Here is a 25,782-nt window from a genome sequence, read left to right on the forward strand (position 1 = left end):
CTCTCTCTTGACTGGCTTAGCTTAAGTTATTCATCTTCATCTGCATCATTTGCTTCAGCGCCGGAGAAGCGTCTGATTCGACACCTTTGCTCCACGCCTCGCGCGCGCCCTGCTTATCGCCTTTGCTCAGCAGCGCTTCGCCGCGAATATCCGCCACAATGGCTGTCCAGCCATCGCCCTTGACAGCATCAAGGGTTTTAAGGGCGGCGTCCGCCTGATTCTGTTGCAGTTGAATGCGCGCCAGCCGCAGGTTAATAACCGCCTGCAGATTGGCATCTTTGGTATTCTTCAGACCGTTTTCCAGCAGGGAAGACGCTTTATCAAGCTGGTTGGCGTCGACATACTGCTTCGCCGCGTCCATCGCCGCCAGCGCACCGTAGGTATTGCTGTTTTCGCTGACGAATTTCGCCACCGCATCCAGCGTGGCCGGCTGATCGGCTTTCATAGCGGTCGTCACTTGCTGGTACTGGGCTGAAAGCGCTTTCGACGAACCCTCTTCGTGACTGGCCCAATAGCGCCAGCCGCCGAGTGCGGCAATACCGATAATCACGCCGACCGCCAGCGCCTTGCCGTTACTGGCAAAAAAGCGGCGTAGCGCGTCAACCTGCTCGTTTTCGTTGCTATAAACTTCCACGCGATCCCTCTCCTTTCTCTGGTTGGTGCCGTGCCACGCTTACTTTAACAGCGTGCGCAATGCAGCAGCAGCCTCAGTCTGCGCCAGCGTTTGCTGATCGCCGCTGCGCAGATCTTTAATCACTACCTGACCGGCTTTTACTTCGTCTTCGCCAACTACCAGCGCAACGCGAGCGCCCCACTTGTCGGCGCGAGCAAACTGCTTCTTGAAGTTGCCGCCGCCGAAGTTGGTCATCAGCTTCAGTTCCGGCGCTTCGTCGCGCAGTTTTTCCGCCAGCTGCATCGCAGCGGACTGAACGCCCTGGCCCGAAGCGATAACATAGACATCAACAACGCGCGTCGGTTCAAATTCAGGATTCACCGCCTGAACCAGCAGCACCAGACGCTCCAGGCCCATGGCGAAACCGACCGCCGGCGTTGCGCGGCCGCCCAGCTGCTCGACCAGGCCGTCGTAGCGGCCGCCGCCGCACACCGTGCCCTGCGCGCCGAGGCTCTCGGTCACCCATTCGAAAACGGTGCGGTTGTAGTAGTCGAGGCCGCGCACCAGACGCTGATTGACGCGATAGGCGATGCCCGCGTCGTCCAGCAGGGCGCACAGTCCCTGGAAATGTTCGCGCGATTCGTCATCGAGATGATCCATCAGCTGCGGCGCGTCGTTAAGCAGCGTCTGCACCTCGGGATTTTTGCTGTCGAGCACGCGCAGCGGATTGGTGTACATACGGCGCTTGCTGTCTTCGTCCAGCGTCTCTTTATGCTGCTCGAGGAAAGCCACCAGCGCTTCGCGATAGTTGGCGCGCGCCTCCAGCGAACCGATGGAGTTGAGCTCCAGACGCACGTGATCGGCGATGCCCAGCGCTTTCCACCAGCGAGCGGTCAGCATAATCAGCTCGGCGTCCACGTCCGGACCCTGCAGGCCGAACACCTCGGCGCCCAGCTGGTGGAACTGACGATAGCGCCCTTTCTGCGGACGCTCGTAGCGGAACATCGGTCCCATATACCACAGACGCTGTTCCTGATTGTAGAGCAGGCCATGTTCGATGCCGGCGCGCACGCAGCCTGCGGTGCCTTCGGGACGCAGCGTCAGGCTTTCGCCGTTGCGGTCGTCAAAGGTGTACATCTCTTTTTCGACCACATCGGTGACTTCACCGATGGCGCGTTTAAACAGCGGAGTCTGCTCGACGATCGGCATGCGAATTTCGCTATAGCCGTAGCTGGCCAGCACCTGCTTGAGCGTACCTTCAATGCGTTGCCAGATAGCCGTATCCGCCGGCAGGTAATCGTTCATGCCGCGGATAGCTTGAATATTCTTCGCCACGTTAAAATCTCTTAATGCAAAAAAACCTGTCCGGCATCATACCTTATGAGGATGAAACCGCACAGGTTCATTGAACAAAGTCGCGCTGGCCGCGCCGACGCTTAGTTTTCCAGCTGCTGAACGTTGATGCGACGATTTTCGTCCAGCATGGTCGCTTTGGCGCGGATGCGCGCTTCCAGCTGATCGATCATATCGTCGTTGTCGAGACGATCGCGCTGGCGCACGCCATCTTCATAGAAGCCGCTTTTCTTGTTGCCGCCGGTGACGCCCAGCGTCGACACCGTGGCTTCGCCAGGGCCGTTAACCACGCAGCCGATGATCGAGACGTCCATCGGCGTGATGATATCTTCCAGCCGCTGCTCAAGGGCGTTGACCGTGCCGATAACGTCGAATTCCTGACGCGAACAGGTCGGGCAGGCGATAAAGTTGATGCCGCGCGCGCGAATGCGCAGCGACTTCAGGATGTCGAAGCCGACCTTCACCTCTTCAATCGGGTCCGCCGCCAGCGAAATACGCAGCGTATCGCCGATGCCCTCTGAGAGCAGCAGCCCCAGACCGATCGCCGATTTCACCGCGCCGGCGCGCGCGCCGCCCGCCTCGGTAATGCCGAGATGCAGCGGCTGATCGATCTGCTTCGCCAGCAGGCGATAAGATTCGACGGCCAGGAAGACGTCCGACGCTTTGACGCTCACCTTGAACTGATCGAAGTTGAGGCGATCGAGATGATCGACGTGGCGCATCGCTGACTCCAGCAGCGCCTGCGGCGTCGGCTCGCCGTACTTTTCCTGCAAATCTTTTTCCAGCGAACCGGCATTCACGCCGATACGGATCGGAATATTATGGTCGCGCGCGCAGTCCACCACCTGGCGGATACGCTCGTTGTTGCCGATGTTGCCTGGGTTGATACGCAGGCAGTCGACGCCATATTCGGCGACTTTTAGCGCGATGCGGTAGTCAAAATGGATATCCGCCACCAGCGGCACGTTGACGCGCTGCTTGATCAGTTTGAAAGCTTCGGCGGCATCCATGGTCGGCACGGAGACGCGGACGATATCGACGCCGACGCGCTCAAGCGCTTTGATCTGGTTGACCGTGGCGTCTACGTCGGTTGTGCGGGTATTGGTCATCGACTGGACGGCGATAGGCGCGCCGTCGCCGACCGGCACCTTGCCGACATAAATCCGGGTCGATTTACGACGGATAATGGGTGCTTCGTTATGCATATTCTTTCTCCACAATTGCCCCGGGCGCGATGCAGCGTTATTGCGCACCCAACGTCAGGCGAGCAACCTGGTTATTACGGATAAAACGACTTAAATCAACCGGCTGGTTCTGATATTGCACCTGCACCGCCGAGGGTGCGCCGATTTTCAGGCGATAGGGCGCAGTGCCGGAAAGGCTGAGTTTACCACCGCTGCGTTGCATTCCGCTGAAGAGTTTTTTACCGGTAGCGTCGCTCACTTCCAGCCAGCAGTCGGCGTTGAAGTTCATGACCACGGTATTAGGATCGGCGGCCGCTTCGCCAACGGCAGCGCCGCTGGTCGGCAGCTGACCGGCAGTGGCGGATGGGCTGGCCGCGTTATCGACCGGCGCCTGGCTGGGCGATACTACGGCGCTGTTCGCCGAAGAGGCGGCCGGCGCGGCGCTGTTGCCGACGCTCTGCGCGGGCGCGGTGCTGGACGGCTGACTGGCAGCAGGTGCCGCCGGGGTGGCGTCCGCACTATTGGTTTCGTCCGGCGCGGCAGGCGCCGCCGTCTCGTCGCTGGCGCCGCCGTCGAGCGGAATAGACTGGCTCGCGTCGCCGCTGCTGCCGTTTTGATCGGCCATAGAAACCAGATCCTCCTGCGACGCCTTATGGTTTTGCCACCACCATGCGCCGGTCAGGCCCACTACCACGAAGAGCACCAGCCAGGTGAAGATCATCAGCCAGCCGTCGCGTTTCTTGCGGCGTTTGCCCAGCGAGAAGTGCTGCATCGGTTCGATTTTGGCCGCACGCACCGGCGTCTGCTTCGCCATCATCGGCAGCAATTCCTCTTCAGGAATGTGCACCAGGCGCGCATAGGAGCGAATATATCCACGCAAAAAGGTCGACGCCAGATCGGCAGGCGCTTTGTCCTCTTCGATATCGCGTACGGTCGTAAGTTTCAGGCACAGGCGTTCAGCCACGTTTTGCTGAGTCAGCCCCATTTGCTCACGGGCCAGACGCAGGCGTTCGCCTGTGGAATGTACTGCAGAGTTGTCTTGAGTGGCTTCAGTATTCATTAGCTAAATAACGCTGGTACTGTATCGATTGTGGAAAACTTCGCGCCAACCGGTCGCCATAACGTGTAACGTCAGCAGCGTTTCCCTGTTGCGCGGCGAAACGTATCTGTAACTCTAAGCTGCGCGCCGTAGCAGGCAGATATTGCTGATAAAGCTCTGTTAACAGTAGAGCACGCGCCGGAGAGAGAAGACGTTGTTTTTCCGCCTCATCCAGCAGAGCGTCGCCTTTCGCGCGATCCGCCTCCAGCGCCCGACTCAGCGCCGCTCGCGCGGCCAGCGTCTCGTCTGCCTGAAGATAGCAATATCCCGACAGTTCCCACGCATCGATGCGCGCTTCATTTTCCGATGCGCTCATCGCCTGCTTAAACTGTTGATGCGCTTCGTCATACTGCCCTAAAGCGCAGAGAAACGCACCGTAATTGTTAGCGACAAAGCCATTTGACGGCGCCAGCCGCTGCGCCTGTTGGTAGCTGCGCGCCGCCTCATCGCGACGGCCCTGTTTCTCCGCCAGGCGCGCCAGCGCCAGGGCCATTCGATAGTCGCGCGGCGCGGCGGCCTGCGCCCGCTGGAAGTTGCGGCGCGCGTTGGCGTAATCCTCCGCCGCCAGATAGTGCATTCCCAACGCCAGACGCGTTTCCGCCGCGCCGGAATGCGGCGGCTGGCTGACACACCCGGTTACAACAATCAGGGCCAGCAGGCTGGCCGGTAATCCTTTACCCATTTCGTTCTCCTGGCCGCAAGAGAGATTGCGTGGCAGCAGCCTGCCACGCGTCGCGACCCGCTCAAACCGATCTCTTCCCGGTTTCAGAGCGCCTTCACAGATATGGCTTCGCCCGCCATTTTTTTGCGCATAGTACGCTTGGTGCGGTCAATCACGTCGCCCGCCAGCTGGCCGCAGGCCGCATCGATATCGTCGCCGCGCGTTTTACGCACGATAGTGGTAAATCCGTATTCCATCAAGACTTTAGCGAAGCGGTCAACGCGGCTGTTAGAGCTACGGCCGTAAGGCGCGCCCGGGAAGGGATTCCAGGGGATCAGGTTGATCTTGCTCGGCGTATCTTTCAACAGGGCCGCCAGCTCGTGCGCATCGTCGGTGCTGTCGTTCACGTGGTCCAGCATCACATATTCGATGGTAACGCGCCCCTGATTGGCGTTCGACTTCGCCAGATAGCGCTTCACCGCGCCGAGGAACATCTCGATATTGTACTTTTTGTTAATCGGCACGATATCGTCACGCAGCTTGTCGTTCGGCGCATGCAGCGAAATCGCCAGCGCAACGTCGATCATATCGCCGAGCTTATCCAGCGCCGGCACCACGCCTGAGGTCGACAGGGTAACGCGACGCTTCGAGAGGCCGAAACCGAAGTCGTCCAGCATGATCTCCATTGCCGGCACCACGTTGTTGAGGTTAAGCAGCGGCTCGCCCATGCCCATCATCACCACGTTGGTGATAGGACGCTGGCCGGTGACTTTAGCGGCGCCGATAATTTTCGCCGCGCGCCATACCTGGCCGATGATCTCGGAGACGCGCAGGTTGCGGTTGAAGCCCTGCTGCGCCGTCGAGCAGAATTTGCACTCCAGCGCGCAGCCCACCTGCGAGGATACGCAGAGCGTGGCGCGGTCGTCTTCCGGGATATAGACGGTTTCCACCAGCTGATCGCCGACGCGGATCGCCCATTTAATGGTGCCGTCGCTAGAGCGCATCTCTTCCGCCACTTCCGGCGCGCGGATTTCCGCGATCTGGCTCAGCTTGCCGCGCAGCACCTTGTTGATGTCGGTCATCTGCTCGAAATCGTCGCAGCAGTAGTGATACATCCACTTCATCACCTGATCGGCGCGAAACGGCTTTTCGCCCATCGAGAGAAAGAGTTCGCGCATCTGCTGGCGGTTGAGATCGAGCAGGTTAATTTTTTCGCTTTTGGGGGCAACAGCAACGGGGGAAGCGGACGACGGCGTCACAATCAGTTCGGACATAATGTTCTCTGGCCTCGTTATTACACGTTATGGCTCTGGTTAAGGATAGAAAAAAAAGACGCCCTTGCTGAGACAAGCTCAACAAGGGCGCGATATTGTACAACATCTGCGGTGTGATGCCAGGGTAGAGGGCGACGCGTTAGCGAGAAATTTGTAAAGCGCGCGCTCCGGCTGGCCTCGACGCGATTAACGCGTGCGCGGGCAGATCTCGTTTTCGCCGAAGAAGTAGGCGATTTCACGCGCGGCAGACTCAGCGGAGTCAGAACCGTGGGTGGCGTTTTCGGTGAAGCTGTCGGCGTAGTCAGCGCGCAGCGTGCCAGCCAGCGCGTTCGCCGGGTTGGTCGCGCCCATCAGATCGCGGTGACGCTGAACGGCGTTTTCGCCTTCCAGCACAGATACCACAACCGGACCAGAAGTCATGAACTCTACCAGACCGTCGAAGAACGGTTTGCCCTGGTGCTCAGCGTAGAAACCTTCAGCCTGCTCTTTGCTCAGCTGCAGCATTTTAGCGCCAACGATTTTGAAGCCAGCGCTTTCAAAACGGTTGTAGATGGCGCCAATCACGTTTTTAGCAACGGCGTTTGGTTTAATGATGGAGAAGGTACGTTCGATTGCCATGTTGACCTCTGTCTTTAGCATCCTGAAGAAACCGGGAACCCGCTCCCGGTAAGAAAACGCGCCGATTATAGGGAGATCAACGGGCGTTGCCTATTAGCTATCGTATGATTTATTGAAAATTATTGATATTTGTCGATGCAGGCAGGCAAATAATGTGCATTGCGCCGCTTTCAGTCGCGGATAAAGGAAACGGCGGCCAGCTCTCCCACCTCATCCATCACCACCAGCTGACAGGGGCCGGCATCGCGCAACGCCAGCTCTACGCGGCTGTTCTCCTCGCCCTGCTCTACCGGCTCGCCGTTTAAAAACCACCAGCGACGCTCGCCCTGACCGCCCTGCACCGCCACCGGCACGATCAGCACGGCTTTGCCGGGCAGCGGCTGCAGATGCTGGCCGTTGATGACGCCGGTTATCACCATCGGCGCCGCATTGCCCTGGCGCAGCGGCGGACAGGCGGCGTCGACCGGCGGCAAACGCTGCGCGCGCTGTTCGCTCCTGGGCAGCCAGGGCTCCAGCGGCAGCGGCCACAGCAGCCGTTCGCGGTTCTGGGCGCCGGGACAGTCCGCCGCCACCCGCCTCCCCTGCGCGTTTTGCCAGTAGCGCAGCCGCAGTCCGTTTACCCCCTCCTGTCCCGGCGCCAGCAGCGTCGGCGGCAGGGTCTGATTCAGCACCCAGCTTTGTCGGCGCTGGCGACAATTCTCATCCCCAGCAGGCAGCGGCTGGCCGCCGGGCCAGCAGATGCTCTGCGCGCTGACCGAGGCGGGACGCGGATCGCGCGGCGTGCCGCCGATCGGCATATGGCCCGCCAGCAGATTCGCCACCTGATGCATCACCGGCACCGCGGAGGCGAAGCCGACCTGCCCTGCGACCGGGGTGGCGTCCGGTCTGCCGACCCAGACGCCGATGAGATAGCGCGGCGTGACGCCGATGGTCCAGGCGTCGCGGTAGCCATAGCTGGTGCCGGTTTTCCACGCCAGCGGCACGATGTCGCTCGTCGCGCCGCTGGCGGCGGGCTGCGCATCGCCCGCCAGCATGCGCCGCACGATCCAGGCCGCGCCCGGCGACAGCAGGCGACGCTGCCGCAGCGGCTGATCCGCGAGGTAGCGCAGCTGCGCGGCGTTGCCCTGGCGCGCGAAGGCGCTATAGGCTGCCACCAGCTCGTCCAGCCGCGCGCCGGTTCCGCCTAACGCCAGTGACAGGTTTGGCTCTGCGCCTGCCGGGAAGCGCAAATTCAGGCCCACGTTGCGCAGCCGCGCCGTCACGCTTTTTGGGCCAAGCGCGTCCAGCAGCTGAACGGCCGGCAGATTGAGCGAGCGTTTCAGCGCTTCGCTGGCGCTGACAGGCCCGTGGAAGCCGCTGTCGAAATTGCCGGGCCGGTAGTCGCCAAAGCGGCGCGGCACGTCCTGCAGCAGCGATTCGCCGTGGATCAGGCCGTCGTCCAGCGCCATGCCGTAGATAAAGGGTTTCAGCACCGAGCCGGGCGATCGCACGCTGGCGACCATATCCACATGACCGAAGCGCCTGTCGTCGCGAAAATCCACCGAGCCGACATAGCCGCGTACTTTCATATCGGTGTGATCCGCCACCAGGATCGCCAGCGAGGTGCGCGGCGGCAGCTGCGGCTTAAGGGCGGCGGCGAGATTCTCCAGCTCGCGCTGCAGCGACAGATCCAGCGTCGAGACGATTTTCGCGTCGGCAGAAAGCAGCAGCAGACGGCGCGCCAGCAGCGGCGCGGTCTGCGGCATCTGACGCGGCGGCAGCCAGACCGGCTCTTGCAGGATCTCGTCGACCTCCTGCTGCGGCCAGACGCGGTGTTCCGCCAGCCGCCGCAACACCTTATTGCGCGCCGCCTCGGCGCGCTGCGGCCAGCGATCCGGGCGCAGGCGGCCAGGCGCCTGCGGCAGCACCGCCAGCAGCGCAGCCTCGCCTTTCGTCAGCTGCGAAGGCGGCTTACCGAGCCAGATCCAGCTTGCCGCGCCCACCCCCTCGACCGTGCCGCCAAAGGGGGCACGATTAAGATAGAGCGTCAGAATGTCGCGCTTCGACAGGTGCCACTCCAGCTGCAACGCCCGCCACGCCTGCACCGCCTTGCCGGAGAAGGTGCGCGGCTGCGGATCGATCAGGCGCGCCACCTGCATGGTCAGCGTGCTGCCGCCGGAAACGATGGCGCCAGCGCGCAGATTCTGCCCCGCCGCGCGCAGGACGGCGATCGGATTGATGCCGGGATGGCGCCAGAACCAGCGATCTTCGTAGTTGAGTAGCGCATCAAGATAGGCGGGCGCGACCTCCGCTATCGTGACCGGATAGCGCCAGACGCCCTGCTTATCAGCGAAGCGCCAGAGCGGCGTGCCATCTTCCGCAACCACCACGCGCGCCGGCTGCACTTCGCGCAGCGGCAGCGGAAACAGCCGGTCGAGTCCGAAAAGCGCCAGCGCTAAAAAAACAAGCGGCGGCCAGAGCCACCGCTTTTGCCAGCCTTTCAGCTTCATGCCTTAACGTACACTGATTTTCTCCGGCGTCGCGCCCACGGCGCGCCACTCCGGCACGTACATCGACTCGACCTGCGGCGGCGGCAGGCGATAGCTGCCTGGCGTCACCGCGCGCGCCAGATAGAGCAGCGTCTCGGTTTTGTAGCCGCTCAGCGCCAGCGCAGCGACAAAGCGATCGTCGCGGAACTCGATATGGCGGATATCCGCCTGCTGCATATCCATCATGCTCTCCTTCAGCGCATCCGCGCCGTCGCCGAGGCTGGCACTGCTGTCGCTAAGGTTCTGGTTTTCCAGCTCCAGACCGGCGGGCAGCAGATCGACCACCAGCGCGTCGCTGACGCGCTTGCTGGAAGAGACCTTGAGCCGCACCACCAGCAGCTGGCCACTGCTGAGGTTATCCAGATCCGCCGGTTTGCCGTCGAGCGTGAAGTATTCGCGCGTCACGTTAAGCACGTTGTGCATCGGCTTCGGCGCGGCAAGCGGATAGCCCGTGACGCTGAGCGCGCCGTAGAGCGGCGCCTGGCCGCGGTTTGTCAGCGTGACGCCATGCAGCAGCTGGCTTTCGTTCATGCCCCGCGTCAGCGGGCCGCTGCCCTCTAGCGGCTGGGCGTCGCCCGCCAGCGCGGCCTGCCAGGCTTCGCCTTTATGCTGCTGCAGCGTACGCGCCGCCAGGAACAGAGCGTTATTCTCCTGGGTAGAGAACCAGGCCTGGCCGTACGCCGCCTTCGCCAGTTCCGGCAGCAGCGCCTGCTGCGCCTCCGGCAGCAGCTGGTTTTCCGCCAGCAGCGCCACCGTCAGCGCGCCATCGCGCAGCGCGCTGCCGTAATCGCCCAGCCAGCCGTCCGCGTCGCGCGTCAGGCCGACGCCTTGCGCCAGCGCCAGCTGCGCGCGCTGCGGATCGCCCATCAGCTTCAGCGCCACGCCGAGCTGCACCAGCGCCAGTCCCGATTTGGCCTTGTCGCGTTTCTCATAGAGCGCGCGCAGCGCGCCGAGCGGCGCCTGCTGCTGACGCGCCAGCACCATGCCCGCATAGGCCTGCACGCTAAAGCGCATCGCCTCCTCGTTGCTGCTCCAGCGCGTTTCGATCTGCGCCGGATCCTGCAGATAGCGCAGCAGGCGCTCGTCGGCGCGCGCGATCGTCTCCGTCGGCACGCTGTAGCCCGCCTCGCTGGCGCGCAGCAGGAAATCGGTAACATAGGCGGTCAGCCAGAACTCCTCTTCGCTCTCTTTGCTCCAGAGGCCAAAGCTGCCGTTGCCGCGCTGCATACCCGCCAGGCGCGCGATGCCGGTATCGACGGCGGCGCGCCGCGCCTCGTCGCTGCTGGTTTTGATGCCCATCGCGGCGAGCTGCGCCTGGCTGGTGAAAATCGACGGCCAGATGCCGCTGGCGGTCTGCTCGAGGCAGCCGTACGGATAGGCGTAAAGCGTGCTGATGTAGCGGCCGATATTCAGCGGCGGCTGATTGCTGAGCGAGAGCTGTCCGCTTAGCGTTTCAGGCTGCAGCCCGCTAAGGGCGGCGGCCTGAACCTGCCAGCTCTGCCCGGCCTGCATCACGCCGTCAAAGCTCAGCGTTTGTGCCGGATAAGCCGGGCGCACGCCGATTTTCCAGCTGCGCTGGCTGTCGGCCAGCGCTTCGCCCGCGACCGCCAGGCCGGAGACCCGCACCTGCACCGCGCCTTCGCCGAAACCGCCCTGCGCCTTTACCGGAATATGCAGGGTGGCGCGCGCGCCTTTCGCCAGCTGAACGCGGTGCGAGGCGCCGCCGCTCAGCGCGATCTGGCCCTGGGTCTGCACGTCGACCTTCAGCGCCTGAGGCTGCTCCGTGAGATTAGTTAGATCGAGCGCCAGCATCGCCTGATCGCCGCTCGCCATAAAGCGCGGCGTCGCCAGCTCGCTGATCAGCGGCGCGGCCACCACCACTTTTCGATCCGTCGAACCGAAGCTGTCGGCGCTCCACGCCTGCGCCATCAGGCGCAGCTCGCCGTTGAACTGCGGGATCGGCAGCTCCAGCGTGCCCTCGCCGTTTTTATCCAGCGTCACCGGCTGAAGCTGCTGCGCCACGATATTGACCTCGGTGAGCGGCTTTTTGCCGCCGCGCGACGACGCTTCGTCATCGCCGTCACCGCCGAAACGCAGCGTCGCCAGCCGTCCGCCGCCCTCGATAAGCTGGCCGAAAACGTCATACTGATCGGCGTTGTAGCGCTTGCGGCCAAAGAACCCTTCCCAGGGATCGGGGGTTTTGTAGTCGTTGATATTCAGTACGCCGCTGTCTACCGCCGACAGCAGCACCTGGACATTCTGCGGCAGCTCGCCGCCGCGGCTGGCTTTGACCTTCACCTTCAGCGTCTGCTCAGGACGAATTTTCAGCGGCGCGTCCAGCGTCAGATCGAGGCGCCGCGCGTCGGTCGCCATCGGCAACGGCAGCAGGCCGACGGCGCGCTTCGGCGTGGCGCCGCTGGCTTTATCGCCGTCGCGCACCACGATAGCGCTGAGATAGAGATCGTGGCGCTTCCAGCTGGCGTCAAGCGGCACATCGATAGTCGCGCCGCCCGCAGGCACGTCGATCGGCTGCCGCCACAGGGTGCCGCTGCTCGACTCCACCATCAGATAGCCTTTGCCCGCCGCTGGCGACTCCACCTGAACGCGGGCGGTCTCGCCGGGCCGCAGCACGGTTTTATCCAGTTTGAGCTTCACCTGATCGGGCCGCAGCGCGCCGGTGCCGTTGGTGTTGTCCTCCCACCAGTAGCCCGCGCGGAACTGCACGCTGGAGATAATCTTCTCGCCGGCCTGCACTTCGAGACGATAGGCGCCCCACTCTACCGGGAAACTCACCTTTCGGCTGCTGCCGGCGGCCAGCGAAATACGCTGCGCGTCCTCCTGCAGATCCTTCTCGTCGTGGCGCATCTGCCAGCCTTCGCTGTCGGAGAAGCTCCAGTAGTAGTCGCGCCGCTCGTGGATCAGGCGCACCTCGAGATCCTTCGCCGCCAGCTTTTCGCCTTTGCTGTTGGCATAGACGATATCGAAGTCGGCAATGCTGTTCTCCGGCACCGTCGGCTGCTGGGTGTAACGATCGTAGCGGTAGTCATAGACCGATTCGCTGTTGAACAGCGGCCGGATGCCGGGCAGCGCGGGCGCAGGCCAGATCGCCTGCGTGACGCGGCGCGTGACCGGCCGCCCGCCCGTCTCCAGCAGGCTCGCCTGCAGGATAAGGTTAAGCGGCGAGTGGATCTGCGCCCATTCGCTCTCTACCGTCAGCTGCAGTTTGCCCTCTTCGTCCAGCGTGTCGTCGATATCGTCCAGGTTGCGTTTGCTCTCCTGCTCCATCACGTCGCCGAACTGATAGCCCGGCAGCGCGGCGACCGCTTCGCGCGACGGCCGCAGCATCAGCTGCGCCTGCAGTTCGTTGCCCGCCGCGGGCGCGCCGTAGAGGTAGCGGCCCTCGATATTGAAAACGACGTCGTCGTCAGGCGACAACGGGCTGTCGCTGTTTTGCAACGTCAGCGCCATGCGCTCCGGCAGGAAATCCTCTACGTGAAAGGTCCAGCTGCGCGGCTGGCTGTCGCCGCTGTTCAGGCGCAGCGTCCAGTCGCCGGTCATCGCTGAGGAAGGCAGCGCAAAGCGCTGCTGGTAGAAGCCGCTCTCCGGCTGCCAGAGAAAGCTTTGCGCCACTTCGCCGTTGGGCTGCACCACTTCCGCCTTCAGCGGCTGCGCGGGCAGCGGCTTGCCGTCGGCATCGCGCAGCAGCGCGTTGACGATGACCGTTTCGCCGGGACGATAGAGATCGCGCGGGCCGAAAACGAATAGCTGCTTGTCGTAGCCCTGAGGGCCGCCGACGGGAAACTCCGCCAGATCCAGCGCCGGCAGATTAAGATCGATCAGCGAGGTCTCTTCTTTTTGCGTGGCGATTAACACTTTTCCTTTCGCCTGCGTCGGCAGACGCAAATAGCCGCTGTCGTCGCTGACGCCGCTGGCGAGCTGTTTTCCCTTTTCATCCAGAAGCTGCACGCTGACGCCAGCCAGCGGCGCGCCGCTCGCCAGGCTCTGCGTAAAGAGCGTCATTTCGCGGGGGAAACGATGCAGCGACAGCCCGATATCGCTCAGGGTAAACAGCGTGGCGGGCAGCGTATAATTATAGGAACCCGCCTGTTTCATTACCGCCAGATAGACGCCCGGCTGTTTCAGCGGCGCCACATCCGCCAGCGGCAGCTGCAGTTTCTCTCGCGTGTTGCGCGCCGGGTTCAGGTCGAAGCGCCCGGTGTAGACGAGGTCGGCGTGATTAAGCAGTTCGCGCGACGACCAGTAAGAGAGATTGTTGCCGTAGTTCCACTGGGCGAGAAAATCGTTTATCGAGGCGGCTTTGACGCGAAAGAAATCGACGTCGACGCGCGCAACGTTGAGCGCCAGTACCGGCAGCCCCTGGGCCAGACGCAGCGGAAGCAGCGAGCCGCGGCTGGCGAAACCAACCATCGGCTGAATATCGCGCGTGGTCAGCGACTGGCTAAAGGGCGTGGCTAAGGTGGTGCCGTTGGCGGCGCGCAGCCCGGCTTCTACGCTGACCGTCAGCTTGCGCGAGGGCTCCGGATGGCGAAAGCGCAGCGACTTGCCGTTCTGCGCCAGCTCCCAGCCGCCGTCGACCTTGCCGCTTTTGTCGTCGATAAGCGCGACGCGTGCGGCAAAATCTTGTTTGTCGTCGAGCGGCGTATTAAAGGTAAGCACCAGCGCGGCCGCGCCGTCCAGCTGCAGCTCGGAGAAGTCGATAACCGAGAGCGCTTTCGCCGCCGGCTGCGTCGCGGCAGGCTCTGCGGCGGCCAGCATAAAGGTACCGCCGCCCAGCAGCGCTGCGCCCAGCGCGACGCCAGCGAGCAGACGTTTGATAACTCTTTCCATGGTAAATCCCTCGCCCGTCCCGGATGGGTTAATTTCGCTGCGCAATTTCACCGCAAACCCGCGATTTTAGCAATGCCGCCCTTGAGATAGCCTTCACATTCCCCGACACTGGGCTTTTCCCGACGATAAGAAGAGGTTGCAATGACAGCCATATTTGTCTCCGCTGACTGGTTAAATGAACACTACGCCGACGAGAATGTGCAGGTGCTGGACGTCCGCATGCTGCCGCCGGGCCAGGAGGCCGTGCGCAATATCACGGCGGAGTATCTGGCAGGCCACCTGCCGGGCGCGCCTTTCTTCGATATTGAAGCGCTTTCCGACCATACCAGCCCTTATCCTCATATGATGCCGCGCGCCGAACGTTTCGCCGTGGCGATGCGCGAACTAGGCGTTCATAGCGACAAACATCTGGTGGTTTACGACGAGGGCAACCTCTTCTCTGCGCCGCGCGCCTGGTGGATGCTGCGCGCGTTCGGCGTTACGCAGGTGTCGATCCTGGCGGGCGGCCTGCAGGGCTGGAAAGCGGCGGGTCTGCCGCTGGCGACCGGCCAGGTCGCGCTGCCTGAAGGCGAGTTCGAGGCGACCTTCGATGAGGCGCAGGTCCGGCGCCTGACCGATGTGCTGCTGATCAGTCATGAGGGCGGCGCGCAGATCGTCGACGCGCGCGCAGCGAACCGCTTCAAGGCCGAAGTCGATGAGCCGCGTCCCGGCCTGCATCGCGGCCATATTCCCCGCAGCCTGAACGTCCCCTGGAACGATCTGGTGGCGAATGGCGCCCTGAAGCCGGAAGCCGAACTGCGCGCGGTTTTTGCCCGAGCGGGCGTGAAGCTGGATGAGCCGGTGGTGGCGAGTTGCGGTTCAGGCGTGACCGCCGTGGTGGTGATCCTGGCGCTGACCGTGCTGGGCGCGCGCAACGTCACGCTCTATGACGGCTCCTGGAGCGAATGGGGCAGTCGGGACGATCTGCCGATCGAGAAGTAACCCGGGTGCGGCATCGCGCCGCACCCGATTAGATAATGCGCGGGCTGCCTTTGAAGTCGCGCAGGAAACTGCCCCAGCGACGCTCGTAAAAAGGCGTAATGTGGGCGGTGAAAAAGTGGCTGATGCCCTTCTCGTCCGCCACGACTTCGCAGATATCGATCGGCGCATCGTCCGGCAGCGTGTCAGTCGCAACGCTGCCTGCCGCCTGAATAATTGCTTCAATATCGCTTTCCGCTTCGATGCCGATCAGCAGATTCGGCTGCTCCTCCGCGCTTTCGCGAATGCTGGCGATAAAGGCGCGGCGCACCTGTTTGTATTTGCTGAACAGCTGCGTCAGCGAGTCGATCATCTGCGCGGGCGGCGTCTCTACCTCCGACAGCAGCAGCGCGTGGCCGCCTTCCAGCACGGTTTGCTGGCTTAGCGCGTCGCCCTCTTCGCCCAGCAGATGGGCGATCTCCGCCGGAGAGAACTCTTTGCCGGCGGGCAGTTTGGGATTCAGGAACAGCGTTTCGCCGCGCGTCATCTCAAACAGCGTGCGTACCGGCAGGCGCAGATAAGCCTGCTCGCCCGCGATCGCTTCGCTCATTGCCTCCTGCGAGGTAAAAAACGGAATGACGCTGCGGCCATCCTCTTTTTCCCAGTGCTGCAGATCGACCGGCGTATCCGCCGCGAACTGCGTCTCGGTACTTTCGCCCGGCACCCAGACGTCGGCGGCCAGCAACAGCTGAAAAAATTCCGGACGGTGCGCCGGCTCGGTTGCCGCCAGCTTCAGCACCTCTTCAAGACGGTTCATGTTTTGCCTTTCTCACTAAGGCGACGGGCACGCCGTCGCCGGATCCTTTACTTGAGCAGCAGATTCGCCAGGGTGCGCACGCCGATGCCGGTAGCCCCTGCCGACCACTGATCCACCGCGCCTTTACGGTAGGTCGCCGAACAGTCGATGTGCAACCAGCCTTCCTGATAGCGGGTGACGAAGTGCGACAGAAACGCCGCCGCGCTGCTTGCGCCCGCCGAATGCGCCGCGCTGGCGATATTATTGAGGTCGGCGAAATTCGAAGGCAGGTGGTTGCGGTGGAACTCCGCCAGCGGCAGACGCCAGAACGGCTCGTTCTCGCTGGTGGCGCTACCCATCAGCGACTGCGCCAGCACGTCGTCGAAGGTGAAGAGCGCGTGATAGTCGTTGCCCAGCGCGGTTTTCGCCGCGCCGGTCAGCGTCGCGGCGTCAATCAGCAGCGTCGGCTGCTGTTCGCTGGCGTCGATCAGGCCGTCGGCCAGCACCAGGCGCCCTTCCGCATCGGTGTTCATCACTTCGACCGATTTGCCGTTGCGGTAGCGGATGATGTCGCCGAGGCGGAAAGCGTTGCCGCTGACCATATTGTCGGCGCAGCAGAGGAACAGCTTGACGCGCTGCGTCAGGCCGCGCGAAATGGCCAGCGCCAGCGCGCCGGTCAGGGTCGCCGCGCCGCCCATATCGGACTTCATCGAGTCCATAAAGGCGCTCTGCTTCAGGCTGTAGCCGCCGGTATCGAAGGTGATGCCTTTGCCGACCAGGCAGGCGTACACCGGCGCGCTGTCGTCGCCGGTCGGATTGTAGTCCAGCGCCAGCAGCACCGGTGGGCGGGTGGAGCCGCGTCCAACGGTATGCAGGCCGAGATAGCCCTGCGCGCGCAGATCGTCGCCGCGCGTAACGCGATAGCTTACCGCGTCGCCGCCGACCTCCCTGATGAGATCGATAGCGCCGTGCGCCAGATCCTCCGGACCCAGCTCTTCCGCCGGCAGGTTAATGGTGTCGCGCACCCAGTCGATAATGCGCAGACGGCGGGAAAACTCCGCCTGATCCTGTTCGTTCAGGGTCGGCCAGACGACGTTGCGCTCCCCTTTTGGACTGCGATAGCCCTGCCAGAACGCCCAGCACGGCTCCAGATCCCAGCCTTCGCCGCTCAGCGCGACGTTACGAATGCCCTGCCCGTCAATCTTGCGCGCCGCGCGCTGGATAGTATTGAGCTGATCCGCGCCGTGCAGGTGAATGGTCATGCCGCCGTCGTTGCTGGTCAGAATCGCTTTTTCGCCCCAGCGCGCATCAGCGGGCTGGTGGCTCAGCGTAATGTTCATCGGTTGTGTTGTCATCGCGAAACTCCATATGCGTTATAAGTATCATCCAGCCAGAAGCGCAGGCTTTAGCCGTTAAACGTCAGACCTGATAACAGATATTGCCGGGTGACGCCAGCGGATCCAGCTGGAGGCGCGCCGTTTCCGGATTTCCCCGGAACAGGGCGCAGCCGTTAACGTGAGGCGGACACCGGCGCGCGCAGGCGAGCGACCACCTTTTGCACCAGCGCAATGGCGTAGTCGATCTCTTCTTCGGTGGTGAAGCGGCCGAGCGAAAAGCGCAGCGAACTGTGTGCCAGCGCCTCATCAAGGCCGATGGCGCGCAGCACGTAGGAGGGTTCCATGCTGGCGGAAGTGCAGGCCGAACCCGACGAGAGCGCCAGGTCTTTCAGCGCCATAATCAGCGACTCGCCGTCGACGCCAGCAAAGCTGATATTGAGAATATTGGGCGCGCTCTGCGCCAGATCGCCGTTAAGCTGCACGCCGTCCAGCGCGCTCAGCCCCTGCCACAGTCGCGCGCGCAGCGCGGCCAGGCGCGCCATCTCGCTTTCCTGCGCCTCGCGCGCGAGGTGAAAAGCTTCGCCCATACCGACGATTTGGTGCACCGGCAGCGTACCGGAACGCATGCCGCGCTCGTGTCCGCCGCCGTGCATCTGCGCGTCGATGGTGACTTTGGGTTTGCGTCGCACGTAAAGCGCGCCGATGCCTTTCGGGCCGTAGAGTTTATGAGCGGAGAACGACATCAGATCGACCTTGAGCTCGCTCAGGTCAATCGGCAGCTTGCCGACGCTCTGGGTGGCGTCGACATGGAAAAGGATGTCGCGAGCGCGGCACAGCTCGCCGATGGCGGCGATATCCTGAATCACGCCGATTTCGTTATTCACATGCATCAGCGACACCAGCACGGTGTCGTCGCGCAGCGCGGCGCGCACGGCGTCCGGCGTAATAATGCCGTTGGCGGGCGGCGTCAGGTAAGTCACCGTAAAGCCTTCGCTTTCCAGCTGTTTGCAGCTGTCGAGCACCGCTTTGTGTTCGGTCTGGCTGGTGATGATATGTTGACCGCGCGCGCGCTGGGCATGCGCGGCACCTTTCAGGGCGAGGTTGTCCGATTCGGTCGCGCCGGAGGTGAAGATGATTTCACGCGGGTCGGCGTTGACCAGCTCCGCCACCTGATTGCGCGCCACGTCGACCGCCTCTTCCGCCTGCCAGCCGAAACGGTGCGAGCGCGAAGCCGGATTACCAAAGGTGCCGTCCAGCGTCAGGAACTGCATCATTTTGCTGGCCACACGCGGATCGGCCGGCGTCGTCGCGGCGTAATCCAGGTAAATCGGTAATTTCATTGCGCTAAAGCTCCGTATCAAAAATCATACGTCTTTATAGCAGATTCGGCCCCCACCGCGTTAGCAGTAAGGGCCGCGCAGAAAGGGGATCAGGAGGCGCGCAGATTGACGTTGATTTCCTGAACGCGGTTGTTCTGGAAACGACGATTGTCCTGTGAATTTTGACGGTCCGCCACGTCGAGGATTTCTTGATTGTTCACCAGCTCGGCCAGCGTGATGTTGTTCAGGAAATCGCTGATGCGCACGCTAAGATCGCGCCACAGCACATGGGTCAGGCAGCGTTCGCCGCCCTGGCAGCCCTCTTTGCCCTGGCACCTGGTGGCGTCGACGGACTCATCCACGGCGGTAATGACCTCGCCTACCGCAATCGCGCTGGACGCTTTGCCCAGCAGATAACCGCCGCCCGGGCCGCGCACGCTGGCGACCAGACCATGTTTACGCAGACGCGAGAATAACTGCTCCAGATAGGAGAGCGAAATGCCCTGACGCTCGGAAATGTCAGCCAGCGGAACCGGCCCCTGGTGAGAATGCAGGGCAACGTCCAGCATCGCGGTAACGGCGTAACGTCCTTTGGATGTCAGTCTCATAGCGTACTACCTCAATAGCGTCCGGTTATCGGAGGATTAGCAAAAGATAGCCGAAGTCTGACATTCCCGAGTATTTTGGTCAACTATTTAACCAAGTAATTTACTCAACTACTCTTTTTCGCCTTTACGCTTCTCAAACGAGGCGAGCATGCCGCGCAGAATATTCAGCTCGTCGCGCTCTGGACGGGCGCGCGTGTAGAGGCGGCGCAGCTTACTCATTACCTGTCCCGGATTGCCTTCGCGGATAAAGCCGCTGGTCAGCATCATCTGTTCCATGTGCTGATAGAAGCGCTCCAGATCGTCCACCAGCGGATAAGGCGATTCGGCGTACACCGGTGCGGGCTGCGCTTTTTCCTGCGCCGCCAGCCACGCCATACGCACCTCGTAGGCAATGATCTGCACCGCCATCGCCAGGTTGAGCGAACTGTATTCCGGGTTCGCCTGAATGGCGACATGGTAGTGGCATTTCTGCAGCTCTTCGTTGGTCAGTCCTACGCGTTCGCGGCCGAAGACCAGCGCCACCGGCTCCTGCTGCCCCTCTTCCACGCTTTTTACGCCGCATTCGCGCGCGTCTAGCATCGGCCAGGGCAGCGAGCGCGAGCGGGCGCTGGTGCCGACCACCAGGCTGCAGCCGGCGATGGCGTCGTCGAGCGTGTCGACAATCTGCGCGTCGCCGATCACGTCGCTGGCGCCCGCCGCCAGCGAGATCGCCTGCGAGTCAGGCTTCACCAGCGGATTAACCAGATAGAGATTGCTTAAGCCCATGGTTTTCATGGCGCGGGCCACGGAGCCCATATTGCCGGTGTGAGAGGTTTCCACCAGTACGATTCGAATATTTTGCAGCATTAGGTTGGCGTCAGTGAGGAAATGATGGGCAGCATGCTAACATAAGTCGAGACATTTAAAGAATGCGCTGCTATACTCCGCGCCGTTTTTCCTCGTTCTTTAACATCCAGTGAGAGATACCGATGCATCCGATGCTCAACATCGCCGTGCGCGCTGCGCGCAAGGCCGGCAACCTGATTGCCAAAAATTATGAAACCCCGGACGCGGTCGAAGCGAACCAGAAAGGCAGCAACGACTTTGTTACCAATGTTGACCGTGATGCAGAACGACTGATTATCGAAGTGATTCGCAAATCCTACCCGCAGCACTCCATCATTACTGAAGAGAGTGGCGAACTGGCGGGCGACGATCAGGATATTCAATGGGTTATCGATCCGCTGGATGGCACGACCAACTTTATCAAACGCCTGCCGCATTTCTCTGTTTCAATCGCCGTGCGCATTAAAGGCCGTACCGAAGTGGCGGTGGTTTACGATCCGATGCGCAATGAGCTCTTTACCGCCGTGCGCGGTCAGGGCGCGCAGCTTAACGGTTACCGTCTGCGCGGCAGCACCGCTCGCGATCTTGACGGCACCATTCTCGCCACTGGCTTCCCGTTCAAAACCAAGCAGCACGCCCCGGCCTTCATGAATGTGGTCACGAAGCTGTTTACCCAGTGCGCCGACTTCCGCCGCACCGGCTCCGCTGCGCTGGACCTGGCCTACGTGGCCGCCGGCCGCGTTGACGGCTATTTTGAAATCGGCCTGAAGCCGTGGGATTTCGCAGCCGGCGAACTGCTGGTGCGTGAAGCGGGCGGTCTGGTCACGGACTTTACCGGCGGTCACGGTTATATGCACTCGGGCAACATCGTGGCGGGCAACCCGCGCGTGGTGAAATCGCTGCTCTCCAGCATGCGTGACGAGCTGAGCGAAGCGCTGAAGCGCTAAGATGAGAAAGGCGGCTTTAAGCCGCCTTTTTCTCGGGCAGATTTCGTGCCCACGGGGTTGGCATAAACCGATCGCAAAGTCGCTTGAGTCATCCCTGACCGCTCGGCCCGCGCAGTTACGCACCTCTTCCCTGAGGCGCGCCCGTAAGCGGGCAACGCGTTGCGTTGTTCAAAAACGCTCCCGGCGTTTTTGTCCATGCCGCGGGACGCTTTGCTCTTCGGTTTATGCCTACCCCGTTTCAGAATCGGTGCGTATTTGCATAAAAAAAGCGGCTTTTCAGCCGCTTTTTTATTAGCTCAATCTCACACTTAACGACGTTCGTGGCTCAGCACCTGACGCGGTTGAGTGCGACGACCGATGCGGCCCATCACGCCAGCCAGCACCGCTTCAATCAGCAGCATAAAGAAGGCGTACCAGCTCGCTTTCGCGGTAGCCGCAGCAGCCTGCTCAGCCGCCTCGCGCGCTTTCTGTTCTGCCTGCTGCTTCAGCTGTTGATACTGCTGCATCGCTTTCTGATAGCTCTGTTCGGTCTGGCTAACGATCTGCTCAACTTCCTGATCGCTTTTACCGGTGCGCGCCTTGATGATATTTTTCAGCGCGTCGCGGTCAGCCGCCTGCAGGGTATCGGCATGACGATTCATTACGCCGCTAATCCAGTTGGTAATATCGGTATCGGCGTTCTGCGGATTTTGCGCGGTATTTTTCGCCTGGTTTTCGGCATTATTCGCTTCGCTATTCGCGTCCTGCTGTAAATTTTCCGGCTGCAGTTCAGGTTTGCCGGTCTGACGCAGCGTGGTGGTCAGTTCATTCTGCAAGTCGTCGAGGTTGATATTATTCTCCTGCAGCTTCTGTTTCGCATAATCGGTCACAGAAGGGGCCGCTGCGGAAATACCGTTGCCTGCCGCCTGAAAGCCTGCGCCAATAATATTAAATGCGCCACCGATCAGGCTGCTGGCAAGAGAAACGGCCAGCCAGATAGTAAATAAGGTGCTGAGACCAAACATCAGCAGACCATGCAGCGCGCCTTCACGCTGCGCCAGACGGCCCGCCAGATAGCTACCTACCGCCATGGCGATCAACATGCTTAGACCGGTCCAGACCAGGGCGCCGGTGCCAAGATGCTGCAGCGGATTTTGCTCCTGCTGCGGATCGACGGTAGTGGCGCCAATCGCGGTTCCGAGCAGCGTCAGTAAAATATGCACAATCAGCGCGCCAATTACGCCAGCGAATACGGCGCTCCATGAAATACGCTTTAACGGTAATCCCGCGTGCGTTTCAGTAATGGTCTCTGTTGGGCCATTATTAATCCGGGTTTCGTGCATGGTGGTTCTCCTCGCAACAGACAACGTTAAATAATCAATATTAATAAAGCGACAATACATGTGGTTGTTGTTATTTAGCGTAGACGAGAAAACTATTTTCACCACAGTAAGCAGCAATATATTGCAGTTAGCGAAGCGTGAATATTTGAGATAAGCAAAGCGGAATAAAGCAAGGACGCAAGCTACTATTTTTTGCGTCCCCTGTTGCGGTTGTTATCCGAACGGACGAAGACCGCCGCCCACGCCCGGCGCAGCGCTTTGCCATAGCGCCAGCCCCGCCGCGATCAGCAGCGCGCTGCCGATGAGCGCCAGCAAAGGCATCGCCATCGCCGCCGTCGTGGCCGCGCGGCTTTCATCGCCCAACCGCAGCGCTAGCGCTCGCGAACGCTGCACCAGCAGGCCGATGGCGGAAATGGTTAACGCGGTACCCAGCGCCATTACGATGGCCGACAGGACGCCCCAGAGATAAACGCCGATAACGCGCGAAAAGAGCAGCATCATGATCGCGCCCGAACAGGGACGCAGCCCCATCGACGCCACCAGCAGCAGCTGGGTTTTCACGCTGACCGCTTCAGCAACCTGCTGCGCGTCCGGCAGATGCGCATGGCCGCAGCCGCAGTGCGCATGGTGCTGATGAGCGGCGTGCAAGGCGCGGATCTTCATCGGCGCACGCGGCCGCATCTGACGTCGCAGCGTCTTCAGGGCCCGCACGCCGATCCATATTCCTAACCCGATCACCAGCAGATAGCTGCCCTTCTCCAGCCAGTAGCTGCTGAGATGCAGCTGGCGCGATGAGGTTTGCAGCACCACCAGCATCAGCGTCACCAGAACAATGGCGACGCTGCCCTGCAGCAGCGATGCCAGCAGCGTCAGCCTGAGGGTGATATTAAGGCGCGTCGGATGAGTCGCGAGGAAGGTGGTGATGACCACTTTGCCATGGCCGGGCCCCAGCGCATGCAGCACGCCATAGGCCAGGCTGAAGAGCACCAGCAGGCCACCAGCCTGCCCGGGCGAAGTTTTAACCTGCTGCAGCAGCTGGGTCATCTGTTGATGAAGCCCTTTCTGCCAGAGGGCGCTTTGCAGCATAATTTGCGGCCAGTATTGCCACAGCGCCAACGCGCCCGCCGCCAGCGCAAGGGCCAGCAGCCACAGCGGCCAGGCGCGACGTGCGCGCAGTTGAGAAAGCGTCAATGACATGTCAGCGTCACCTTTTGCGCAAACTGACGCCCCAAATCCATCTGCTCAGGCGGCGCGTCGGCTTTATCAAGCGACAGCGCGTACTGCTTCAGCGAGCTATCGGGTTTCGGCGTCTGCAGCGCCACCTCACAGCGATCCTGCAGCGAGGCTGACAGGCGCAGGTCGCGGGCGTCGCTATAGGTCATATCGACGAAATAGGTGGGATCGAACGTCAGGATATCGAAGCGCTGCCCGGCCAGCTGCGGCGGCTCTGCCAGCAGCAATACAAACTCCAGCACCGCTTTGTTGCCGCTGCGCGACAGCGCGTAGGACTTTGGCAGATTAAGGAATTTCACGCGCTGGCCGTTATGCCAGATCTCGGAAAAGTAGTGCTGGCCCAGCACGTTCGCCATCACCTCCGCCGCCAGCTTTTTCCAGGTTTCACTCCCGGGCTTCGCATCGCCAGCATCGTAAAGCAGATCGGCCGAGGTAATCTCGTCCATGGTCCAGCGCATTTTCAGCCCGGTTAGCGCATCGCCGTCGGCAAGCAGTTCGGTTTGCATATCGATAAAGCTGTGCGGATGCGCATAGCTAGCAGCGCTCAGGGCCATCAGTAAGGTAAAAAGCGCGCTTCTTGTGAGGTTAAAAAGAGACATGCCAGGTTAAATGCTCCGATGAATGACAAAAAAATTGTGACCCGTCCTGAAGCATTGCACAAAAAACCAGCCGAAAGCCGCGGCCTTATTCGCCATTGGCTATTCTTAGCGCAATACCGGACCGCTGGAATCTAGACTGATGAGTTCTGCTCCCTCTTCGGCACCACTCTTCACCCGTTCACAGCGTCGTTGTCATCTGCTGCTGTTACTGTATTTGCCTACTCCCGCGCTTACGCTCGAAAAACTCTGTCAGCTGAACGGGGTCGAGGCCGCTGTCGCCCGACAGGATATCGAAGATGTCAGGGATGAGATACAGCGTTATCACCAGCTGGAACTGCATCATATGGTGGACGGCAGCTTTCGCATTCACGGCACCGAGCTGGATCGGCGACTTTGCCTGCTGCACTGGCTGCGGCGCGGGCTGCGCTTGTCGGAAAACTTCGTGCGCGACCACTTCGCCGCACCGCTGCGCCAGCGGCTGAAAGCCATGAAAATAGAAAAAGCGCTCTATGACGAAACCAATCTGCAGGCGCTGATCCAGCACTGCAGCCTGAAGCTTTGTCGCGACTTCAGCGCGCGCGATCGCCTGTTCCTGCAAATCTTTATGAAATATGGCCTGATGCAGCGTCAGCCCGCGCTGTTCAACGAACGTCAGCTTGCCTGGCTGCAGCAAAAGTATGAGCGCGAGGCGGCGATGGACGTCGTTCTGCACTGGCAAAAGCGCTGCCACCTGGCGCCGCATATCAGCGAAGCGGAATTCTGGACGCTGCTGTTTAGCCTAATCCACGCGCCAGCGCCTGACGCGCTCGACCATCCCTCCAGCCAGCGGCTGATGCAGGCCACCAGGCAGCTGGTGGCCGCCTTCGAACAGCTCGCCGAACTGCGCTTTGACGAGCCCGAGGAACTGACGGAGCAGCTTTATACCCATCTGGCGCAGGCGCTGGATCGCGCTCATTTCGGCATCGGTATCGATAACAGCGTGGCGCTGGAGGTGACCAGGCTTTATCCGCGCCTGTTGCGCACCACGCAGCAGGCGCTGAGCGATTTCGAAACCGCGTACGGTTTGCGTTTTAGTCAGGAAGAGGTGGGCCTGATTGCGGTGATCTTCGGCGCCTGGCTGATGCAGGAGAACGCGCTGCAGGAGAAACAGGTGCTACTGCTGACGGGCGATAACGCCTGGCTTGAGCAGCAGATTGAGCAGCAGATCCGCGAAATCTCGCTGCTGCCGATAAATATCAAATACCAGGAAATGAGCGACTTTCAGCGCGAGGGCGCGCCGCGCGAAATCGCGCTGGTGATCTCGCCTTACGCTACCTCGCTGCCGCTCTATTCGCCGCCGCTGATCCACGCCGAGCTGCCGCTTAGCGCACATCAGCAGCAGCGTATCCGGGCGCTGCTGGAGGCTTAAACCGCGCGCGGCCGCAGGAAGAGCGCCGGCAGCGCCACCAGCGCCATTACCCAGAAAAGATGGCCCTGCAGATGCGCGAACAGCACGCCGCAAATCATGGTCATGACCGCGATGCCGCCGCCCATCGCCAGCGCTGAATAGATCGACTGCAGCCGAATCACGTCCGGGCCGCGGCGCGCGGCGATGAAACGCATCGCCGCCAGATGGCAGACGGTAAAGCTGCCGCAGTGCAGGATCTGTCCCACAATAAGCC

20 protein-coding genes and 1 pseudogene are annotated in these 25,782 nt (G+C 61.6%); 3 read left to right on the forward strand and 18 right to left on the reverse strand.

Annotated features, from left to right (window positions below):
* Window positions 1-16 precede the first annotated feature (16 nt).
* The 9 genes from HA46_RS14795 to HA46_RS14835 all read right to left on the reverse strand — a co-directional run bounded on the left by HA46_RS14795 (window position 17) and on the right by HA46_RS14835 (window position 14,178).
* On the reverse strand, window positions 17-634 hold the full coding sequence (locus HA46_RS14795; RefSeq protein ID WP_033791827.1) for a YfgM family protein: 618 nt from the start codon (window positions 632-634) through the stop codon (window positions 17-19).
* 39 nt (window positions 635-673) lie between these two features.
* Window positions 674-1,948 (reverse strand): histidine--tRNA ligase, encoded by a 1,275-nt coding sequence (gene hisS / locus HA46_RS14800; RefSeq protein ID WP_033791828.1) that lies wholly within the window; start codon window positions 1,946-1,948, stop codon window positions 674-676.
* Window positions 1,949-2,049: 101 nt separating this feature from the next.
* Complete coding sequence (gene ispG / locus HA46_RS14805) at window positions 2,050-3,171, reverse strand: flavodoxin-dependent (E)-4-hydroxy-3-methylbut-2-enyl-diphosphate synthase (protein ID WP_033753912.1); 1,122 nt, start codon at window positions 3,169-3,171, stop codon at window positions 2,050-2,052.
* Window positions 3,172-3,208: 37 nt separating this feature from the next.
* On the reverse strand, window positions 3,209-4,210 hold the full coding sequence (gene rodZ, locus HA46_RS14810; RefSeq protein ID WP_033791829.1) for a cytoskeleton protein RodZ: 1,002 nt from the start codon (window positions 4,208-4,210) through the stop codon (window positions 3,209-3,211).
* A complete protein-coding gene (gene pilW, locus HA46_RS14815) occupies window positions 4,200-4,931 on the reverse strand; it encodes a type IV pilus biogenesis/stability protein PilW (RefSeq protein ID WP_033791830.1) in 732 nt (243 codons plus the stop codon). The genes rodZ and pilW overlap by 11 nt, the downstream gene beginning before the upstream one ends.
* An 83-nt stretch (window positions 4,932-5,014) precedes the next feature.
* The gene (rlmN, locus tag HA46_RS14820) at window positions 5,015-6,184 is read right to left on the reverse strand and encodes a dual-specificity RNA methyltransferase RlmN (RefSeq protein ID WP_033753922.1); all 1,170 of its coding nucleotides are present in this window, start codon (window positions 6,182-6,184) and stop codon (window positions 5,015-5,017) included.
* Window positions 6,185-6,370: 186 nt separating this feature from the next.
* On the reverse strand, window positions 6,371-6,802 hold the full coding sequence (gene ndk / locus HA46_RS14825) for a nucleoside-diphosphate kinase (protein WP_003848684.1): 432 nt from the start codon (window positions 6,800-6,802) through the stop codon (window positions 6,371-6,373).
* Between the two features lie 170 nt (window positions 6,803-6,972).
* Window positions 6,973-9,291 carry a peptidoglycan glycosyltransferase PbpC gene (gene pbpC, locus HA46_RS14830; RefSeq protein WP_084885118.1) on the reverse strand — a complete coding sequence of 773 codons (2,319 nt, stop codon included), beginning with the start codon at window positions 9,289-9,291 and terminating at the stop codon, window positions 6,973-6,975.
* Between the two features lie 3 nt (window positions 9,292-9,294).
* Window positions 9,295-14,178, reverse strand: a complete 4,884-nt coding sequence (locus HA46_RS14835) for an alpha-2-macroglobulin family protein (protein WP_084885121.1) — start codon at window positions 14,176-14,178, stop codon at window positions 9,295-9,297.
* Between the two features lie 141 nt (window positions 14,179-14,319).
* Here HA46_RS14835 and sseA point away from each other — a divergent pair, with 141 nt between their 5' ends.
* Complete coding sequence (gene sseA, locus HA46_RS14840) at window positions 14,320-15,159, forward strand: 3-mercaptopyruvate sulfurtransferase (RefSeq protein ID WP_084885123.1); 840 nt, start codon at window positions 14,320-14,322, stop codon at window positions 15,157-15,159.
* A 28-nt stretch (window positions 15,160-15,187) separates the two neighbouring features.
* Here the strand turns inward: sseA and sseB are convergent, their stop codons facing one another.
* The 5 genes from sseB to trmJ all read right to left on the reverse strand — a co-directional run bounded on the left by sseB (window position 15,188) and on the right by trmJ (window position 20,041).
* Window positions 15,188-15,952, reverse strand: coding sequence for an enhanced serine sensitivity protein SseB (gene sseB, locus HA46_RS14845; RefSeq protein WP_033791837.1), 765 nt, complete (start codon window positions 15,950-15,952; stop codon window positions 15,188-15,190).
* Between the two features lie 47 nt (window positions 15,953-15,999).
* Complete coding sequence (gene pepB / locus HA46_RS14850) at window positions 16,000-17,286, reverse strand: aminopeptidase PepB (RefSeq protein ID WP_084885125.1); 1,287 nt, start codon at window positions 17,284-17,286, stop codon at window positions 16,000-16,002.
* 155 nt (window positions 17,287-17,441) lie between these two features.
* Window positions 17,442-18,608 carry an IscS subfamily cysteine desulfurase gene (locus HA46_RS14855; RefSeq protein ID WP_033791840.1) on the reverse strand — a complete coding sequence of 389 codons (1,167 nt, stop codon included), beginning with the start codon at window positions 18,606-18,608 and terminating at the stop codon, window positions 17,442-17,444.
* Between the two features lie 89 nt (window positions 18,609-18,697).
* Window positions 18,698-19,195 (reverse strand): Fe-S cluster assembly transcriptional regulator IscR, encoded by a 498-nt coding sequence (gene iscR, locus HA46_RS14860; protein WP_084885127.1) that lies wholly within the window; start codon window positions 19,193-19,195, stop codon window positions 18,698-18,700.
* Between the two features lie 108 nt (window positions 19,196-19,303).
* Window positions 19,304-20,041, reverse strand: coding sequence for a tRNA (cytosine(32)/uridine(32)-2'-O)-methyltransferase TrmJ (gene trmJ / locus HA46_RS14865; RefSeq protein WP_084885129.1), 738 nt, complete (start codon window positions 20,039-20,041; stop codon window positions 19,304-19,306).
* A 122-nt stretch (window positions 20,042-20,163) separates the two neighbouring features.
* Between trmJ and suhB the strand changes: the two genes are divergently transcribed.
* Complete coding sequence (gene suhB / locus HA46_RS14870) at window positions 20,164-20,967, forward strand: inositol-1-monophosphatase (RefSeq protein WP_084885131.1); 804 nt, start codon at window positions 20,164-20,166, stop codon at window positions 20,965-20,967.
* A 308-nt stretch (window positions 20,968-21,275) separates the two neighbouring features.
* Here suhB and HA46_RS14875 read toward each other — a convergent pair whose 3' ends face one another.
* From HA46_RS14875 to HA46_RS14885, 3 genes are all read right to left on the reverse strand, one after another.
* Window positions 21,276-22,289, reverse strand: coding sequence for an MFS transporter (locus HA46_RS14875; protein WP_033791844.1), 1,014 nt, complete (start codon window positions 22,287-22,289; stop codon window positions 21,276-21,278).
* 213 nt (window positions 22,290-22,502) lie between these two features.
* On the reverse strand, window positions 22,503-23,486 hold the full coding sequence (locus tag HA46_RS14880; RefSeq protein WP_084885133.1) for a nickel/cobalt transporter: 984 nt from the start codon (window positions 23,484-23,486) through the stop codon (window positions 22,503-22,505).
* Window positions 23,477-24,076 carry a DUF1007 family protein gene (locus HA46_RS14885; RefSeq protein WP_312064701.1) on the reverse strand — a complete coding sequence of 200 codons (600 nt, stop codon included), beginning with the start codon at window positions 24,074-24,076 and terminating at the stop codon, window positions 23,477-23,479. Before HA46_RS14885 ends, HA46_RS14880 begins: the two co-directional genes overlap by 10 nt.
* Window positions 24,077-24,260: 184 nt before the next feature.
* On the opposite strand from HA46_RS14885, the gene csiE reads away from it, so the two are divergent.
* The gene (gene csiE, locus HA46_RS14890) at window positions 24,261-25,529 is read left to right on the forward strand and encodes a stationary phase inducible protein CsiE (protein WP_084885137.1); all 1,269 of its coding nucleotides are present in this window, start codon (window positions 24,261-24,263) and stop codon (window positions 25,527-25,529) included.
* On the opposite strand, the pseudogene HA46_RS14895 reads toward csiE, so the two are convergent.
* Window positions 25,526-25,782: pseudogene (locus HA46_RS14895) on the reverse strand (3-phenylpropionate MFS transporter); the annotation flags it as partial. The gene csiE and the pseudogene HA46_RS14895 overlap by 4 nt on opposite strands.

This window comes from Pantoea septica (assembly GCF_002095575.1).
Classification (GTDB): Bacteria; Pseudomonadota; Gammaproteobacteria; order Enterobacterales; family Enterobacteriaceae; genus Pantoea; species Pantoea septica.